14 protein-coding genes are annotated in these 17766 nt (G+C 65.6%); 9 read left to right on the forward strand and 5 right to left on the reverse strand.

Annotated features, from left to right (window positions below):
- Positions 1 to 251: 251 nt before the first annotated feature.
- Genes lptB through kdsD form a run of 5 tightly spaced genes read right to left on the reverse strand, consistent with a single transcriptional unit; the run spans position 252 to position 3903 of the window.
- Entirely contained in the window at positions 252 to 1043 is a 792-nt protein-coding gene (gene lptB / locus AB4Y36_RS09140) for an LPS export ABC transporter ATP-binding protein (RefSeq protein ID WP_069264858.1), read from the reverse strand.
- On the reverse strand, positions 1040 to 1732 hold the full coding sequence (gene lptA / locus AB4Y36_RS09145) for a lipopolysaccharide transport periplasmic protein LptA (RefSeq protein ID WP_368682783.1): 693 nt from the start codon (positions 1730 to 1732) through the stop codon (positions 1040 to 1042). Before lptA ends, lptB begins: the two co-directional genes overlap by 4 nt.
- Before the next feature lie 31 nt (positions 1733 to 1763).
- On the reverse strand, positions 1764 to 2366 hold the full coding sequence (gene lptC / locus AB4Y36_RS09150; protein ID WP_342949516.1) for an LPS export ABC transporter periplasmic protein LptC: 603 nt from the start codon (positions 2364 to 2366) through the stop codon (positions 1764 to 1766).
- Positions 2363 to 2917 (reverse strand): KdsC family phosphatase, encoded by a 555-nt coding sequence (locus AB4Y36_RS09155; protein ID WP_368682784.1) that lies wholly within the window; start codon positions 2915 to 2917, stop codon positions 2363 to 2365. The genes lptC and AB4Y36_RS09155 overlap by 4 nt, the downstream gene beginning before the upstream one ends.
- Positions 2917 to 3903, reverse strand: a complete 987-nt coding sequence (kdsD, locus tag AB4Y36_RS09160; protein ID WP_069264850.1) for an arabinose 5-phosphate isomerase KdsD — start codon at positions 3901 to 3903, stop codon at positions 2917 to 2919. The genes AB4Y36_RS09155 and kdsD overlap by 1 nt, the downstream gene beginning before the upstream one ends.
- A gap of 225 nt (positions 3904 to 4128) precedes the next feature.
- Here kdsD and AB4Y36_RS09165 point away from each other — a divergent pair, with 225 nt between their 5' ends.
- The 9 genes from AB4Y36_RS09165 (at position 4129) to narH (ending at position 17762) form a co-directional block, all read left to right on the forward strand.
- Positions 4129 to 6144, forward strand: coding sequence for a cation:proton antiporter (locus tag AB4Y36_RS09165; RefSeq protein WP_069264848.1), 2016 nt, complete (start codon positions 4129 to 4131; stop codon positions 6142 to 6144).
- A gap of 96 nt (positions 6145 to 6240) precedes the next feature.
- On the forward strand, positions 6241 to 6807 hold the full coding sequence (locus tag AB4Y36_RS09170; RefSeq protein WP_069264845.1) for an adenine phosphoribosyltransferase: 567 nt from the start codon (positions 6241 to 6243) through the stop codon (positions 6805 to 6807).
- Between the two features lie 35 nt (positions 6808 to 6842).
- The gene (locus tag AB4Y36_RS09175) at positions 6843 to 7457 is read left to right on the forward strand and encodes a LysE family translocator (RefSeq protein WP_368682785.1); all 615 of its coding nucleotides are present in this window, start codon (positions 6843 to 6845) and stop codon (positions 7455 to 7457) included.
- 18 nt (positions 7458 to 7475) lie between these two features.
- Positions 7476 to 8360, forward strand: a complete 885-nt coding sequence (locus AB4Y36_RS09180) for a DUF4743 domain-containing protein (protein ID WP_368682786.1) — start codon at positions 7476 to 7478, stop codon at positions 8358 to 8360.
- 74 nt (positions 8361 to 8434) lie between these two features.
- On the forward strand, positions 8435 to 9304 hold the full coding sequence (gene purU / locus AB4Y36_RS09185) for a formyltetrahydrofolate deformylase (RefSeq protein WP_069264838.1): 870 nt from the start codon (positions 8435 to 8437) through the stop codon (positions 9302 to 9304).
- 247 nt (positions 9305 to 9551) lie between these two features.
- Entirely contained in the window at positions 9552 to 10877 is a 1326-nt protein-coding gene (locus AB4Y36_RS09190; RefSeq protein ID WP_368682787.1) for a nitrate/nitrite transporter, read from the forward strand.
- Positions 10878 to 10922: 45 nt separating this feature from the next.
- Positions 10923 to 12317, forward strand: a complete 1395-nt coding sequence (locus AB4Y36_RS09195; RefSeq protein WP_368682788.1) for a NarK family nitrate/nitrite MFS transporter — start codon at positions 10923 to 10925, stop codon at positions 12315 to 12317.
- A 169-nt stretch (positions 12318 to 12486) separates the two neighbouring features.
- Entirely contained in the window at positions 12487 to 16212 is a 3726-nt protein-coding gene (locus AB4Y36_RS09200; protein WP_368682789.1) for a nitrate reductase subunit alpha, read from the forward strand.
- Positions 16209 to 17762 carry a nitrate reductase subunit beta gene (gene narH, locus AB4Y36_RS09205; RefSeq protein WP_368682790.1) on the forward strand — a complete coding sequence of 518 codons (1554 nt, stop codon included), beginning with the start codon at positions 16209 to 16211 and terminating at the stop codon, positions 17760 to 17762. The genes AB4Y36_RS09200 and narH overlap by 4 nt, the downstream gene beginning before the upstream one ends.
- Positions 17763 to 17766 lie beyond the last annotated feature (4 nt).

The following is a 17766-nucleotide window of genomic DNA, read 5'->3' on the forward strand; positions in this document are numbered from 1 at the left end:
GAGTTTGCCACGCGGACGAAACCACGGGGCACTCGCAAAAACGAGCGTGCGCCACGCCGGTGCCTGCCCGGAATTTGGTGCGCAAACAGGGGCGCTCCCGGGCCTGCCATGCACCGTTTTGGGGGCAAGGTCGAGCAGTTACACGGGGAAACGCGAAAGATGAGGCCGGAAAAACGCGAAAGCGGATCGCGCGCGCCCGGGTGGGCGCTGCGGGACTGCGGTGAACGGGCGCGCGAGGCGCGCCCGGGGGCTTACATGCGGAAGTGCTCGCCGAGATAAACGCGGCGCACGTTCTCGTTCTCGATGATCTCGCCGGGTGCGCCGGCCGCGAGCACGCTGCCGTCGCTGATGATGTACGCGTGATCGCAGATGCCGAGCGTCTCGCGCACGTTGTGGTCGGTGATCAGCACGCCGATATTGCGCTGCTTCAGGAACTTCACGATCTTCTGGATTTCCAGCACGGCGATCGGGTCGACGCCCGCGAACGGCTCGTCGAGCAGGATGAAGCTCGGATCGGTTGCGAGCGCGCGCGCGATTTCGACGCGCCGGCGTTCGCCGCCTGACAGCGACAGCGCCGGATTCTCGCGCAGATGCGCGATTTGCAGCTCCTCGAGCAGCGCTTCGGCGCGCTCGGTGATGACGTCTTTCGACAGACGTTTGCCGTTGCCGTCGACCTGCAGTTCGAGCACCGCGCGGATGTTCTCCTCGACCGTGAGCTTGCGGAACACCGAGGCTTCCTGCGGCAGATACGAAAGACCGAGCGCCGCGCGCTTGTGGATCGGCAGAAGGCTGATGGAGCGGCCGTCGAGGTCGATCTCGCCCGCGTCGAGCGGCACGAGACCCACGATCATGTAGAACGACGTGGTCTTGCCGGCGCCGTTGGGGCCGAGCAGTCCGACCACTTCACCGCTCTTCACGTCGAGCGACACGTCCTTGACGACGGTGCGCGAGCCATAGCGCTTCTTCAGGTTGCGCACGACGAGCGTGCTCGTCTTGCCGGCCAGCTGGCGGCCGTAGCTTTGGGTGGCGGTGACGGTATTCACTGTGGCGGCGCTTCCTGCAGCTTGGTGGACGGCGTGAGGGCGGCCGGGGCGCCGGCGGGCGGCTGTGCGCCGGTGGTGGTGTTGCGCGGCGAGAGCATCGCGCGAACGCGGCCGCCGGGGTTGCCGGGACCCGCGACGTCCTTGCCGGAGCGCGCCGTGTAGAAGTCGTTCTGGCCGTCGTACGTGACGACGCTGCCGTGGACCTGATCCATCACCGTCGAGAGGCCCTGCAGGCGGCGCACCGTGGCGCGCGTCGTGAGCGTGGTGAGGTCCTGCTTGCCGTCGTAGTCGATGCGCTCGGCCGTGCCGTCGACGTATTCGTCGAGGCCTTCGCGCTTCTGGCGGAAGTAGGCGAGCTTGTCGGCGGGCGTGCCCGGCGCGACGGTGCCGGTCGCGAACTGGTAGCCCTGCGGGTCCTGGGTGACGACGAGCTTGTCGGCCTTGATGAGGATCGTGCCCTTGGTGGCAACCACGTGGCCCGTGAAGACGGTCTGCTGCTTCAGATCGTCATAGGTCATGTTGTCCGCTTCGATATTGAGCGGCTTGTCCTTGTCGGCGCGCTCGGCGTGGGCCGCGGGCGCGAGGCCGGCGAACAGCAGCGCGCTGGCGAGCGCCATCAGCGCCGCGAAGCGTGCGCGGCGGGCGTCAGGCGAACGGCCGTTCAGTGGACGGGGAAGCGAATCGTTCATGCAATCGTGCCTTGCGTGGACGGCCCGGCGTTCAGGACGAGCCGCCGGAGTCTGCCGGGGCGATGGCTCCACGGACGTTGCCGAAGAGCTGGATGACCCGGGAGACATTGTTGTAGTTCATGCCGCTGGTGGCCGTCATGACCGACTGGCCGCGTCGAAGTTTAACCGGCTTTTCGGTCAGGATCACATCGTCGTTCACGAGCACTTTGAAATGCTCGGAATCAGCCTGCATTTCGGGGTCGCCGGCGCCGGCCGCGCGCAGAATGCGCGCGTTGTCGTACAGATTGACGATCGAGGCGTCGGCGTTGACCGTGCCGCGCAGCCCGGTGGCCGTGACGATCGGCTTGCCGGGCTGGAATGCGCGCACGGCCGGGTTCGTGAGGTCGCTGTTCTCGTCGTCCTCGTAGTGAACCATGTGCGTGGCCGTGAGCCGGTACTGCGTGGCGCCCGACTGGTCGAGCTCGGACACCGAGAAGTTATCGGCGAAATAATCGGGCGTATGCGTGGGCGCACGCGGCGCCGCCTCCTTCTCGCGCGGCTGGACGGCCTGCAGCAGCCACCACGTGAAACCGGCGAGCGCGGCGACGCACACGAGCGGCACGAGCGACGTGAGGCGGAACTTCTGGTGGTTCATCGCGGCATCCCGGCGAGCGGCGCGCAGGCCGCGGCGAGCAGGGCGTCGTAGCGGTTCTGCGCGCGCAGGATCAGGTCGGTGACTTCGCGCACGGCGCCGTGGCCGCCCACCTTGTCGGACACCCAGTGGGCGCGCGAGAGCACGTCGGGGTGGGCGTTCGCGGGCGCAGCCGCGAAGCCGCACTGGAGCATCACGCCGAGGTCGGGCCAGTCATCGCCCATGTAGCCGCACGCTTCGGGCGCAATGCCCGTTTGCGAGAGCAGCTCGGCGAACGCGACGCGCTTGTCTTCCACGCCTTGCCACAGATGCGTGATCTTCAGTTCCTTCGCGCGCACGGCGACGGTCTCCGAACGGCGCCCGGTGATGATGGCCGTGTCGATGCCGGCTTCGCGCAGGAGCTTCGCGCCGTGGCCGTCGAGCGAGTTGAACGCCTTCATCGTGTCGCCCGCGCCGGTGAAGAGCAGGCCACCGTCGGTGAGCACACCGTCGATGTCGAAAATCATCAAGCGCACACGCGCGGCGCGCGCGGTTGCGTCGAGTGGGCTAGCCATCAGATCACCTTCTTGGAGAACAGGTCGTGCATGTTGAGGGCGCCGATCAGCGTGCCCTCGGCATCGACGACCAGCATCTGATTGATGCGATGGCGCTCCATCAGTTCCACAGCTTCGACGGCAAGTTGGTCCGGGCCGATCGTGCGCGGGCCTTTCGTCATGACCTGAGCGATCGGCAGGTCGCGGAAATCGCCCACGCGCTCGAGCACACGGCGCAGGTCGCCATCCGTGAAGATGCCCTGCACGTGGTTGTCGGCGTTGACGACCGCCGTCATGCCCATGCGCTTGGCCGTGAGCTGGAAGAGGGCGTCGCGCACGGTCACGTCGTCGCGCACCTTCGGGATTTCGTCGCCCGTGCGCATCACGTCGCGCACGTAGGTGAGCAGGCGCCGGCCGAGCGCGCCGCCCGGATGCGAGCGCGCGAAGTCGTCGGCACCGAAGCCGCGCGCGTCGAGCACCGCGACCGCGAGTGCGTCGGAGAGCGCGAGTGCCGCCGTCGTGCTGGCGGTGGGCGCGAGGTTCAGCGGGCAGGCTTCTTTCTCCACGCCGGCGTCCAGATGCACGTCGGAAAGCTGGCCGAGCGTCGATTGCGGGCGATTGCCCGTCATGCCGATGAGCTTCGCGCCAATGCGTTTGACGAGCGGCAGGATCGCCACGAGTTCTTCGGATTCGCCGGAGTTCGACAGGCCGATGAAGACGTCGTCGGCGGTGACCATGCCGAGGTCGCCGTGGCTCGCTTCCGCCGGGTGCACGAAAAACGCGGGGGTGCCCGTGGAGGCCAGCGTGGCCGCGAGCTTGCGGGCAATATGGCCCGATTTGCCGATGCCGGAAACGACCACGCGTCCACGGCAGCTGAGGATGAGGTCGACCGCGCCGACGAAGTTGTCGTCGAGCCGGTCGCGAAGCCCGCGCACGGCGTCCGCTTCGATGTCGAGCACGTTGCGAGCGAGCTTCAGCGCCCGGTCGCCATTGATTTTCGCTATCATCCGCGGAGTATAGCAAAGGCGTCTGCGCGCCGCGCCGGCGCCCCCAGCGCCAAAACCCCGTGCGCGAGCCGCCGGGCTTGCCCAGCCGTTTCTCCGTAGCCCTTCCCATTTAGCCCGTTATTCATGTAAACAGGCCTTAGCCGCCCTGGCGTCGATCATTGACCCGGCGCGGGGCAGAATTTGCATCGCCGGTAACGACGCAGACGAACGAGGACGCTTCACACGATGATCTCCCCGCTGGAAATGACGCTGTTCCTGCTGCTCGCCTCGGTGGTTGGCGTCGTGCTGTTTCGTTATCTGAATCTGCCGCCGATGCTCGGCTACCTCACGGTGGGCATTCTCGTGGGCCCGCGCTCGCTCGGCATCGTGCCGGACACGCACGGCGCGCAGAACCTGGCCGAGTTCGGCGTCGTGTTCCTGATGTTCTCCATCGGCCTCGAGTTCTCGCTCTCGAAGCTGCGCGCCATGCGCCACGCCGTGTTCGGACTCGGGCTTTCGCAGGTGATGGGCACGATCGTCGTGGCACTCCTGCTCGGGCTCGTGCTGGAACCGTGGGTGCATATCACGTGGCAGGCCTGCGTGGCGCTGGGCGGCGCGCTCGCCATGTCGTCGACGGCCATCGTCAGCAAGATGCTTTCCGAGCGGCTCGAGATCGAATCGGAGCATGGCCGCAACATTCTGGGCGTGCTGCTGTTCCAGGATCTGGCCGTGGTGCCGCTTCTCATCGTGATCGCGGCGTTCGGCGGTTCGTCGGCGTCGCTCGTCGAGTCGCTCGGTACGGCGGCCGTGAAGATCGTGCTCGCGCTCGGCATTCTGCTCATCGTCGGCCAGAAGTTCATGACGCGCTGGTTCAACGTGGTCGCCCGCCGCCGCTCGCAGGAGCTGTTCGTGCTCAACGTGCTGCTCGTCACGCTGGGCGCCGCGTTCATCACCGACAAGTTCGGCCTCTCGCTCGCGCTCGGCGCCTTCATCGCGGGCATGCTGATCGCCGAGACGCCGTACAGGCACCAGGTGGAAGAGGACATCAAGCCGTTTCGCGACGTGCTGCTCGGCCTCTTCTTCGTGACCACGGGCATGCTGCTCAACCCGCACGTGATCTGGCAGCACCCCATCATGGTGGCGGCGTTCTTCCTCGGGCCGGTCGTGATGAAGGCCGTGCTCATCACGGCGCTCACGCGTATTTTCGGCGCCTCGCCGGGCGTGGCCATGCGCACGGGTCTCGGTCTCGCGCAGGCCGGCGAGTTCGGCTTCGTGCTGCTGAACCTCATTCTCGACAAGCATCTGGTCGACGCCACGCTGCTCCAGGCGATCCTCGCGGCCATGCTGCTGTCGATGCTCGCCGCACCGTTCCTGATTCAGAACGCCGACCGCATCGTACTGCGCCTCTCTTCGACGGAATGGATGCAGCAGTCGCTGATGATGACGCGCATCGCCACGCAAAGCATCAAGCAAAGCGGCCATGTGATCGTGTGCGGCTACGGCCGTGCAGGGCAGAATCTCGCGCGCATGCTCGAATACGAAGGCCTTTCGTACGTCGCGCTCGACCTCGACCCGGACCGCGTCGCGGCGGCTGCGGCGGCCGGCGAGTCGGTGGTGTTCGGCGACGCCGCGCGGCGCGAATCGCTCGTCGCGGCGGGCATCCACCGCGCGGCCGCGGTGGCGATCACGTACGCCAATACGCAATCGGCGTTTCGCGTGCTCCATCACATTCACGAACTGGAGCCCACCTTGCCCGTGATCGTGCGCACGGTGGACGACGCCGATCTCGAACGCCTGCTCGCCGCGGGCGCGACCGAGGTGATTCCGGAGATCGTGGAAGGCAGCCTGATGCTCGCCTCGCACATGCTGGTGCTGATGGGCGTGCCGATGCGGCGCGTGGTGCGCCGCGTGGAGGAACTACGCGACGAACGTTATAGCCTCCTGCGCGGCTACTTCCACGGTACCGACGATGTGGGCGAGGACGGTCACGAGCAGGTGCGGCTACAATCCGTACCGGTCGACGAGCGCGCCGACGCCGTGGGCCGCACGCTCGCGGAACTGGGCCTGTACGAGCTTGGCGTCGAGGTGACGGCGATCCGCCGCCACGGCATTCGCGGTGTGGAACCGGACCCATCGACCAAACTGCGCGAGGCCGACATCGTCGTGCTGCGCGGTCTGCCTGAGCAGCTCGCGCAGGCCGAGGAGCGGCTTTCGCGGCATCGCAAGCCGGGCGCGGCCGGTGCGGGCGCGGCGGCGGTCTGACACGCCGTCGTTCGCGCGATCGCGAGACCGCGCCAAGCGGTCCAGCCCCGTTTAAATAACTCTACCGTTCTTGTCTGGTCATTACCCGGAGAAATCATGTCCAACGCACCTGCGAACCCGAGCGCTGAAGCCGCCCAGTTCGTGAACAGCCTGATCCGCACGGTGCCCGACTGGCCTGCGCCGGGAGTGCAGTTCCGCGATATCACGCCGCTCATCGGCCATCCGAAGGGGCTGCGCGTGCTGATCGACCTGTTCGTCGAGCGCTATGTCGATGCGAAGCTCGACTACGTGGCCGGGCTCGACGCGCGCGGTTTCATCATCGGGCCGATCGTCGCGTATGAGCTGAACGTGGGCTTCATTCCGATCCGCAAGATCGGCAAACTGCCGTACAAGACGGTTTCCGAGACCTACAAGCTCGAATACGGCGAAGCGACCGTCGAGATTCACGAGGATGCCTGCAGCAAGGGCGACCGCGTCGTGATCGTCGACGACCTGATCGCCACCGGCGGCACCATGATGGCCGGCAAGCTGCTGCTCGAACGCCTCGGCGCGAGCGTGGTGGAGGGCGCCGCGATCATCGACCTGCCGGATCTGGGCGGCTCGAGGCTGCTCACCGATGCCGGCCTGCCGCTCTTCACCGTGACCGCCTTCGGCGGCCACTGAAACAACCCGAACGCCCACCGTCACGAGTCGATCTCATGCCGAATTTCGCGCTCTTTCTCGCCACCTCCATCGCCATCACGTTCGCGCCCGGTCCCGACAATCTCCAGGTGCTCGCGCGCGGCATTTCGCAGGGCCGCGCCGCCGGGCTCGTGGCCGCGCTGGGTTTCGCCGCGGGCGTGACGTTCCACACCACGCTCGCGGCACTCGGCGTGGCCGCCGTGCTGCGTTCTTCGCCGCTCGCGTTCCAGATCCTCAAGCTCGCGGGCGCCGCGTATCTCGTGTGGATCGGCGTGAAGGCGCTGCGCAGCCAGGGCCTCGCCGCCGCCGGCGACAAGCCGCGCCAGCCGCTCTCCGCGATCTTTCGCCAGAGCGTGCTCGGCAACATCATGAACCCGAAGGTGACGCTGTTCTTCGTCGTGTTCCTGCCGCAGTTCGTCGACCCGCATGGCGCGCAGCCCGTCACGCTGCAGATGCTCGAGCTCGGCCTCGTGTTCATGGCGCAGACGGTCGTCGTGTTCTCCCTCTTCGGGCTGTGCGCGGGCACGATCGGCGGCTGGCTGAAGCGCCGGCCGCGCGCGGGCCTGTGGCTCGACCGCTTGGCCGGCATCACCTTCATCGCCATCGGCATACGCGTCGCCCTGCGCGACTGATCTATGGAGTCCTGATCGATGAGCTTGCCTTGCATTATCGACGCGCGACGCTTCGATGCCGGCGCGCATCTGCCGTTTCACATCGGTGACGAGCGCGTGGGCTGGATACGCGAGAACGACGTGGCGCGGCTCGCACGCTGGCCCGACGTGTTCGAAATCGACGGCGATGCGGATAGCGCCCGCGTGACGCTCGCCCCGCACTTCGATAGCGTCGATGCACGCAGCGCCGCGCTCGGTTCGGTGATCGGCGCACTCGCGGCGGAAGGGCACATTCCCGGCTGGCGCAACGAAACCTACGCGATCCGCAACACCTTCGATGCGCCGCCGCTCGCCTTTATCGAACGTGCGGCCTCGCGCTTTTTCGGCACGATGACGTACGCGGTTCATCTGAACGGCGTCGTAGAATACGCAGATTCCGGTGCGGCCGGCGTAGGCGCGCCCGGCGCGCCGCAATTGTGGATCGCGCGGCGCAGTGATACCAAGGCCACCGACCCCGGCATGCTGGACAACGTCGTGGCGGGCGGCATCGGCTGGGGCTTCGGGATCGAGGCCACGCTCGTGAAGGAATGCTGGGAAGAGGCGGGCATTGCCGAGGAGCTGGCGCGCGAGGCGCGCGCGGGCCGCACCGTGCACGTGCTGCAGTCGCTGCCAGAGGGCACGCAGGCTGAGCAGATCTTCATCTACGATCTCGTGCTCCCGGCCGATTTCGTGCCGCACAACCAGGACGGCGAAGTGGGCGAGCATCGCCTCGCACGCATCGACGAAGCCGCGCGCTGGATCGAGGAGGGCGCGATGACGGTAGACGCGAGCCTCGCGACGCTCGACTGCCTGCTGCGCCGCCGATGGATAGACGAAGACGCGTGCGAGGGCATTGCCGCGATCTTCGAACCGCCGACGCTGTGAAAGGGCGCCGGTTCTTTTAGCAAAGCCCAAAGCCCTTTTAGCAACACCAAGTCTTGACGGGAGTTACCAAGGTCATGTCGACCGATCACAGCTTCATCCTCAAACTGTCGTGCGCCGACCGGCCTGGCATCGTGCACGCCGTGTCGGGCTTTCTGTTCGAGCGCGGCAGCAATATTCTCGACTCGGCCCAGTTCGGCGACAGCCACACGGGCGAGTTCTTCATGCGCGTGCACTTCCAGCAAGTGGGCGGCGACCCGGGCCTCGACGGTCTGCGCAGCGCGTTCGAGCCGCTCGCGCAGGAGTTCGGCATGCGCTGGGAGATGCATGACGCGAACGTGAAGCCGCGCGTCGTCATCATGGTCTCGAAGATCGGCCATTGCCTGAACGACCTGCTGTTCCGCTATCGCACCGGCCAGCTGCCTATCGAGATTCCAGCGATCATCTCGAATCACAAGGACTTCTATCAGCTCGCCGCGAGCTACAACATTCCGTTCCATCACTTCCCGCTGCTCGGCGGCACCGAGGCCGACAAGGCCGCGCAGGAAGCGCGCGTGCTCGAAGTGGTGAACCGCGAAGGCGTCGATCTGGTGGTGCTCGCGCGCTACATGCAGATCCTCTCGCCGCAGCTTTGCAAGGCGCTCGAAGGCCGCGCGATCAACATCCACCATTCGTTCCTGCCGAGCTTCAAGGGCGCGAAGCCGTACTACCAGGCGTTCGATCGCGGTGTGAAGCTGATCGGCGCCACGGCGCACTATGTGACGTCCGATCTCGACGAAGGGCCGATCATCGAGCAGGAAGTCGAGCGCGTGGATCACAACATGACGCCGGATCAGCTCACCGCCATCGGCCGCGACGTGGAGTGCGTGACGCTTGCGCGCGCGGTGAAGTGGCACGTGGAGCATCGCATCGTGCTCAACGGTCACAAGACGGTCGTGTTCCGCTGATCTTTGGTTGATCGCGTGCGACACCATGCCGTAGCGTGTTTCATGACACGCTACGGCTTCTCGGACTAATCTTATTGCTCTCCGGCGCGTTCGCATGCATGCGATTTCTCTTCCGCGCCAACTCGTTCCCGCGGTACTACTCCTTAAGTTCTAGTGGCGCATCGTCGCGCACTCCCTGCGGAGAATAGCCCGCACCTTTCGTCTTTCCTACTCTTGTCGCGTTAACTAAACGACAAGAGGGAAATTCATGAAAGCCGCCCCATCTCCGCAGGCGGAACCTGTCGCCGATAGCCGTGCCTGGCGCGTGCTGGGTTCAAGTACCTTCGCGTTCACGATCTGCTTTGCCGTCTGGATGATGTTCGCGATCCTCGGCATTCCGCTCAAAAAGCAGCTTCACCTCACCGATACCGAATTCGGCCTGATTGCCGCGATGCCCGTGCTCACGGGCTCGCTCGCCCGCGTTCCGCTCGGCATCTGGACCGACCGCTTCGGCGGGCGCATCGTCTTCTTCATCACCATGCTCGCGACCATCGTGCCGATCTGGCTCGTCTCGTACGCGACGCAACTCTGGCAATTCCTCACGCTAGGCCTGTTCGTGGGGTTCGCCGGCGCATCGTTCTCGGTGGGCACGCCCTATGTCGCGCGCTGGTTCCCGAAGTCGCGCCAGGGTCTCGCCATGGGCATCTTCGGCGCAGGCAATTCGGGCGCCGCGCTCAACAAGTTCGTGGCGCCCGTGCTGATCGTCGCGGCCGGCACGTGGACCATCGTGCCCAAGGTCTACGCCGTTGCGATGCTCGTGACCGCGCTGCTGTTCTGGATATTCTCCGCGAGCAACCCGGCGCACCGCGTGCCTGGCACGCAGAGCGTGGCGGCCCAGTTGCGCGTGCTCGCCGACCCGCGTGTGCTGCGCTACGCGCAGTACTACTCGGTGGTGTTCGGCGGCTATGTCGGCCTGTCGCTGTGGATGCCGCAGTACTACGTGAACCAGTACGGCTTCGGCATCGAGCAGGCTGCGTTTCTCGCGGCGTGTTTCTCGTTGCCCGGCGGCGTGCTGCGTGCGGCAGGCGGTTGGCTCTCCGACCGCTACGGCGCCTATCGCACGACGTGGGCCGTGATGTGGGTCGCGCTCGCGTGCTTCTTCCTGCTGAGCTACCCGCCGACCGACTTCACGATCCACAGTGCGCATGGCCCGCTCGGTCTGCATATCAGCACGGGACCGGTGTTCTACACGGTGCTGATGTTCGTCGTCGGCATTGCGATGGCGGTAGGCAAGGCCTCGGTCTTCAAGTTCATCGGCGACGAGTACACCGACAACATCGGCGCCGTCTCCGGCGTCGTGGGGCTGGCGGGCGGTCTCGCGGGCTTCGTGCTGCCGATCCTGTTCGGCCTGCTCGTCGACCTCACGGGCGTGCGTACCACCTGCTTCATGTTGATGTTCGGCGCCACCCTGGTGAGCCTGCTGTTCATGCACTTTTCGTTCCGCCCCGAAGCGCTCGCCCACGGCAGCGCGAAGCTCGCGCACAAGGTTCGAGCCGCGCCGCCGGCGCCGAAGGAAACCACGTACTCCGAATGATCCAACTTGCGCCGCGCGTGCGGCGCCTACTGAACGAGCACAATCATGTCCAAGTATCTCCTGACCCAATGGGAGCCTGAGAACGCCAGGTTCTGGCAGGCTTCCGGCGAGCAGATCGCCACCCGTAACCTGTGGATTTCGATTCCCGCGCTGATGCTGGCGTTCGTGGTGTGGTCGCTGTGGAGCGTCACGGTCGTCAATCTCGACAAGGGCGGCTTTCACTTCACCAAGAACGAACTCTTCTGGCTCACGGCGTTGCCCGCGCTTTCGGGCGCCACGCTGCGCATCTTCTATTCGTTTCTCGTGCCGATTTTCGGCGGCCGCCGCTTCACGGCGATCTCCACGGCGAGCCTGCTGATCCCGGCCTTCGGCATGGGCTTCGCGCTGCGCGATCCGTCCACCTCGTATTCGACGCTGCTCGTGCTCGCCCTGCTGTGCGGTCTGGGCGGCGCGAACTTCAGCTCGTCGATGGCGAACATCAGCTTCTTCTTCCCGAAGGCGCGCAAGGGTTTCGCCACCGGCCTCAATGCGGGCATCGGCAACCTCGGCGTCTCGCTCGTGCAGTTCGTCACACCGATCGTCATCTCGACGGCCGTGTTCGCCGGCCTGCTCGGCGACGGGCACACCTACGTGAAGGACGGCGTCGAGCACAGCATCTGGCTGCAGAACGCCGGCTTCGTGTGGATTCCGCTCATCGTCGTCTCGTCGTTCGCCGCGTGGTTCGGCATGAACGACATCGCCGACGCGAAGGCCTCGTTCAGCGAGCAGGCCGTGATCTTCCGCCGCGCGCACAACTGGATCATGTGCTTTCTCTATGTCGGCACGTTCGGCTCGTTCATCGGTTTCTCGGCCGGCCTCGCGCTTCTCACGAAGGCGGAGTTTCCCGCCATCAACCCGACTGCATGGGCCTTCCTCGGGCCGCTCGCCGGCGCGCTCACGCGCCCCGTCGGCGGCTGGATCTCCGACAGGCTCGGCGGCGCGCGCGTCACGCTCTGGACTTTCCTCGCGATGATCGTCGCGGTGATGGGCGTGATCGCGTTCCTGCCGGGCGGCGCGCTGGGCGGCGCACAAGGCAGCTTCGCCGGCTTCCTCGCGATGTTCGTCGTGCTGTTCGCGCTCACCGGCATCGGCAACGGTTCGACCTTCCGCATGATTCCCGTGATCTTCCTGACGCAGCATCAACGCGCCGCGAAGAGCAAGGGTGATGACGCACAGCGCGGCGCGCTCGCCGAAGCGGGCAAGGAATCGGCGGCGGTGCTCGGCTTCGCGGGCGCGATGGGCGCGTACGGCGGCTTCTTTATTCCGAAGAGCTTTGGCTCGTCGCTCGACATGACCGGCTCACCGGTCGGCGCGCTCGTGTGCTTCATCGGCTTCTATGTGGTGTGCGCGGTGGTGACGTGGTTCTTCTATGCGCGCCGCAACGCGTCAACGCCTTGCTGAACCGGATTAGTCCTTTGGGAGTAGCGCGAACTCTCCCGTTGATGAATGGGCAGGCAGGTGCCTGCTCGCCATACTCGGAACGATACGAGCGCGAGGCGCCAGGCTTGCAACGCGAGCGGGCGGCGACAGGCGCGATCGATCGATTCCAGCAGCAGTCCCGGAGAACGTGATGAGTTATTTTCTGGACCGGTTGAAGTTCATGTCGCGCGTGAAGTCGACGTTTTCGAAAGGTCACGGCGCGGTGGTGAACGAGGACCGCAAATGGGAAGACGGCTATCGCAGCCGCTGGCAGCACGACAAGATCGTGCGCTCGACCCACGGCGTGAACTGCACGGGCTCGTGCTCGTGGAAGGTTTACGTGAAGAACGGCCTGATCACGTGGGAAACGCAACAGACCGACTATCCGCGTACGCGCGCTGACCTTCCCAATCACGAACCGCGCGGCTGCCCGCGTGGCGCCTCGTATAGCTGGTACGTGTATTCGGCGCAGCGCGTGAAGTACCCGATGATCCGCGGGCGTCTGATCGAGATGTGGCGAGAGGCGCGCAAGACGCTCGACCCGGTCAAGGCATGGGCTTCGATCGTCGAGGACCCGAAGAAGGCGGCGCACTACAAGCGCGCGCGCGGCCAGGGCGGCTTCGTGCGCGCCGGGTGGGACACGGCCACCGAGATGATCGCGGCGGCCAACGCCTACACCATCGGCAAGTACGGTCCCGATCGCGTGATTGGCTTCTCGCCCATTCCCGCAATGTCGATGGTCTCGTACGCCGCGGGCGCGCGTTATCTGAGCCTGATCGGCGGGGCGTGCCTGTCGTTCTACGACTGGTACTGCGACCTGCCGCCTTCCTCGCCGCAGGTGTGGGGCGAGCAGACCGACGTGCCCGAATCGGCCGACTGGTATAACTCCACCTATCTCGTGGTGTGGGGCTCGAACGTGCCGCAAACGCGCACGCCCGACGCCCACTTCTACACGGAGGTCCGCTACAAGGGCACGAAGACGGTGGCCGTGTCGTCCGACTTCGGCGAGATGGTGAAGTTCGGCGATATCTGGCTCGCGCCGAAGCAGGGCACCGACGCGGCGCTCGCGCTCGCGATGGGCCACGTGGTGCTCAAGGAGTTTCACGCTACGGCGAAGTCCGCGTACTTCCGCGATTACGTGAAGCAGTACACCGACATGCCGATGCTCGTCGCGCTCGCGAAGCGCGACGGCTCGCTGGTGCCGGACCAGTTCCTGCGCGCGTCGCAATTCGCCGCGAATCTCGACGAAGCGAACAACCCGCAGTGGAAGACGCTCGCCATCGATTCGACCACGGGCGACATCGTCGCGCCGAACGGCTCGATCGGCTTCCGTTGGGGCGAAGGCGAGCACGACGGCGGCAAGAAGGTGGGCCGCTGGAACCTCGAAATGAAGGACGGTGGCAGCGGCCGCGAAATCGATCCGCGCCTTTCGCTCGTCGATCGGCATGACGAAGTGGTCGAGGTGGGCTTCCCGTACTTCGGCGGCGAACATGGCGCGCTGCTCGCGCGCCGCGTGCCCGTGAAGCGCGTGGCGCTGGCGGACGGCACGAGTGTGCTGGTCGCCACCGTCTACGACCTGCAGATGGCCAACTACGGCGTCGACCAGGGGCTTGGCGGCCCGAACGTCGCGTCCTCGTATGACGACGACGTGCCCTGCACGCCAGCATGGCAGGAGAAGCACACCACGGTGCCGCGCAAGCTCGTGATCCAGGTGGCGCGCGAGTTTGCCGACAACGCCGACCGCACGCGCGGCAAGAGCATGGTGATCGTGGGCGCGGCGCTCAATCACTGGTACCACAACGACATGATCTACCGCGGCATCATCAATCTGCTGATGATGTGTGGCTGTATCGGCCAGAGCGGCGGCGGCTGGGCGCACTACGTGGGCCAGGAAAAGCTGCGTCCGCAATTCGGCTGGGCGCCGCTCGCGTTCGCGCTCGACTGGTCGCGCCCGCCGCGCCAGATGAACGGCACGTCGTTCTTCTACAACCACACGAGCCAGTGGCGCCACGAGAAGGTGAGTCTCGACGAGATCCTCGGCCCCGGCGCGGACCGCGAACGCTACAAGAATCTGTCGATGCTCGACCTCAACGCGAAGTCCGAGCGCATGGGCTGGCTGCCTTCGGCGCCGCAACTGGGCGCCAATCCGCTCGACGTGGTGGATGCCGCGCAGCGCGCGGGCGTGCCGCCGGTGCAATACACCGTCGATCAGCTGAAGTCGGGCGCATTGAACTTCGCCTGCGACGACCCCGACAACCCTGCGAACTTCCCGCGCAACATGTTCGTGTGGCGCTCGAACATCCTCGGCAGTTCGGGCAAGGGGCACGAGTATTTCCTCAAGTACCTGCTCGGCACGCAGAACGCGCTGTTCGGCGACGAAGCCGACGCGATCAAGCCTTCCGAAGTGAAGGTGCGCGAAGCGGCCGAAGGCAAGCTCGACCTGCTCACCGTCCTGGACTTCCGCATGAGCACCACGTGCCTGTACGGCGACATCGTGCTGCCCTCGGCCACGTGGTACGAGAAGGACGACCTCAACACGTCGGACATGCACCCGTTCATCCATCCGCTTTCGGAGGCGGTGCAGCCGTTGTGGGAGAGCAAGACCGACTGGGAGATCTACAAGGCCATCGCGAAGACGTTTTCGGAGATCGGCGGCGCGCATCTGGGCAAGCGCACGGACCTCGTGTGCACGCCGCTCATGCACGACACGCCGGGCGAACTCGGCCAGGCGTTCGAGCCGAAGGACTGGCGTCTTGGCGAATGCGATCTGATCCCTGGCAAGACCGCACCTTCGATGACGCTCGTGGAGCGCGACTATCGCGAGATCTACAACAAGTTCACGTCGGTCGGGCCGCTGCTCGAGAAGCTGGGCAACGGCGGCAAGGGCATCAACTGGAACACCGTGCACGAGGTGGGCGAGTTTGCCCGGCTCACCGGCATCCAGCAGAACCGCGGCGCGGCCGAGGGGCGCCCGCGTCTGGAAACGGCCATCGACGCCGCCGAGATGATCCTCACCTTCGCGCCGGAAACCAACGGCCACGTAGCGGTGAAGGCGTGGGACGCGCTCTCGAAGATCACGGGCCGGAATCACACGCATCTGGCCGAAGGCCGCGAGCACGACAAGATCCGCTTTCGTGACGTGCAGGCGCAGCCGCGCAAGATCATCTCCGCGCCCACGTGGTCGGGGCTCGAATCGGAAGAGGTGAGCTACAACGCAGGCTACACGAACGTGCACGAGCTGATTCCCTGGCGCACGCTCACGGGCCGTCAGCAGTTCTATCAGGATCACCGCTGGATGCTCGATTTCGGCGAGGGCCTGTGCAACTACAAGCCCGCCATCGACACGAAGACGACCTCGCCGATGCTCGGCGCGAAACCCAACGGCGAGCACGAACTCGTGCTGAACTGGATCACGCCGCACCAGAAGTGGGGCATCCACTCCACGTACACGGACAACCTGCGCATGCTCACGCTTTCGCGTGGCGGCCCGCACGTCTGGGTCTCGGAAGCCGAGGCGAAAGAAGCCGGGCTCGTCGATAACGACTGGGTCGAAGTGTTCAACGTGAACGGCACGCTCACCGCGCGCGTCGTGGTGAGCCAGCGCGTGCCGCGCGGCATGTGCCTCATGTATCACGCGCAGGAAAAGATCATCAACGTTCCCGGCGCGGAAACGAGCGGCATGCGCGGCGGCATTCACAACTCGGTCACGCGCACGGTGCTCAAGCCCACGCACATGATCGGCGGCTACGCGCAACTCGCGTATGGCTTCAACTACTACGGCACCGTCGGCAGCAATCGCGACGAGTACGTGATCGTGCGCAAGATGAGGAAGGTCGAGTGGCTGGAAGGCCCGATGAAGGAAGGAGCAGCATCATGAAAATCCGCGCCCAGGTGGCGATGGTCCTGAACCTCGACAAGTGCATCGGTTGCCATACGTGCTCCGTCACGTGCAAGAACGTGTGGACGTCGCGCGATGGCGTCGAGTACGCGTGGTTCAACAACGTCGAGACGAAGCCCGGCATCGGCTATCCGAAGGAATGGGAGAACCAGGAGAAGTGGAACGGCGGCTGGGTCCGCAACCCGAACGGCAAGATCGAGCCGCGCCAGGGCCCGAAGCTCAAGGTGCTGGCCAACCTGTTCGCGAACCCGAACCTGCCCGGCATCGACGACTACTACGAGCCGTTCACGTACGACTACGAGCATTTGCAGAAGGCGCGCCTCTCGCAGACGCCGCCCACCGCGCGCCCCGTGTCGGTCATCACCGGCAAGAAGATGGACAAGATCCATTGGGGTCCCAACTGGGAAGACGACCTGGGCGGCGAGTTCGCCTCGCGCAGCCGCGACAAGCTGTTCGAGAACGTGCAGAAGGAGATGTACTCGACCTTCGAGAACACCTTCATGATGTATCTGCCGCGCCTGTGCGAGCACTGCCTGAATCCCGCGTGCGTGGCGTCGTGCCCCTCGGGCTCGGTGTACAAGCGCGAAGACGACGGCATCGTGCTCGTCGACCAGGACAAGTGCCGCGGCTGGCGCATGTGCATCTCGGGTTGCCCGTACAAGAAGATGTACTTCAACTGGAAGAGCGGCAAGGCCGAGAAGTGCATCTTCTGCTATCCGCGTATCGAGGCGGGGCAGCCGACCGTCTGCTCGGAAACGTGCGTGGGCCGCATCCGCTATCTGGGTGTGATGCTTTACGACGCGGACCGCATCAGCGAGGCGGCCTCGGTTGAATCGACGCAGGATCTGTATCACTCGCAGCTCGAGGTGTTCCTCGATCCGCACGATCCCGCCATTCAGGCCGAGGCGCGCCGCCAGGGCGTGCCGCAGAGCTGGCTCGACGCCGCCGCGCGCTCGCCCGTGTACCGCATGGCGGTCGAGTGGAAGATCGCGTTCCCACTGCACCCCGAGTACCGCACGCTGCCGATGGTCTGGTACGTGCCGCCGCTGTCGCCGATCCAGTCGGCCGCGGACGCGGGCCATATCGGCATGGACGGCGTGATTCCCGACGTGGCGAGCCTGCGCATTCCCATGCGCTATCTCGCCAACCTGCTGACCGCCGGCGACGAAAAGCCCGTGATTTCTGCGCTCAACCGCATGCTGGCGATGCGCGCCTACAAGCGCACCCAGGCCGTGGACGGCGTGAACGACAACGCGGTTCTCGCGCGCGCAGGCCTCACACCCGAGCAGGTCGAGGACATGTACCGCACCATGGCGATCGCGAACTACGAGGACCGCTTCGTCGTGCCGTCGTCGCACAAGGAAATGGTCGAGGACTCGTTCAACGAGAAGGGCAGTTGCGGCTTCTCGTTCGGCAACGGGTGTTCGGGCGGCGTTTCCGAGGGTTCGCTGTTCGGCTCGAAGGTCGAAGGCAGCGTGGTGTATGTCGATATGCCGAAGTCGCGTCGCAAGACGCCGTCCGAAGCTTGAGCGG

The organism is Paraburkholderia sp. BR10936, from assembly GCF_040965735.1.
Taxonomy (GTDB): domain Bacteria; phylum Pseudomonadota; class Gammaproteobacteria; order Burkholderiales; family Burkholderiaceae; genus Paraburkholderia; species Paraburkholderia nodosa_A.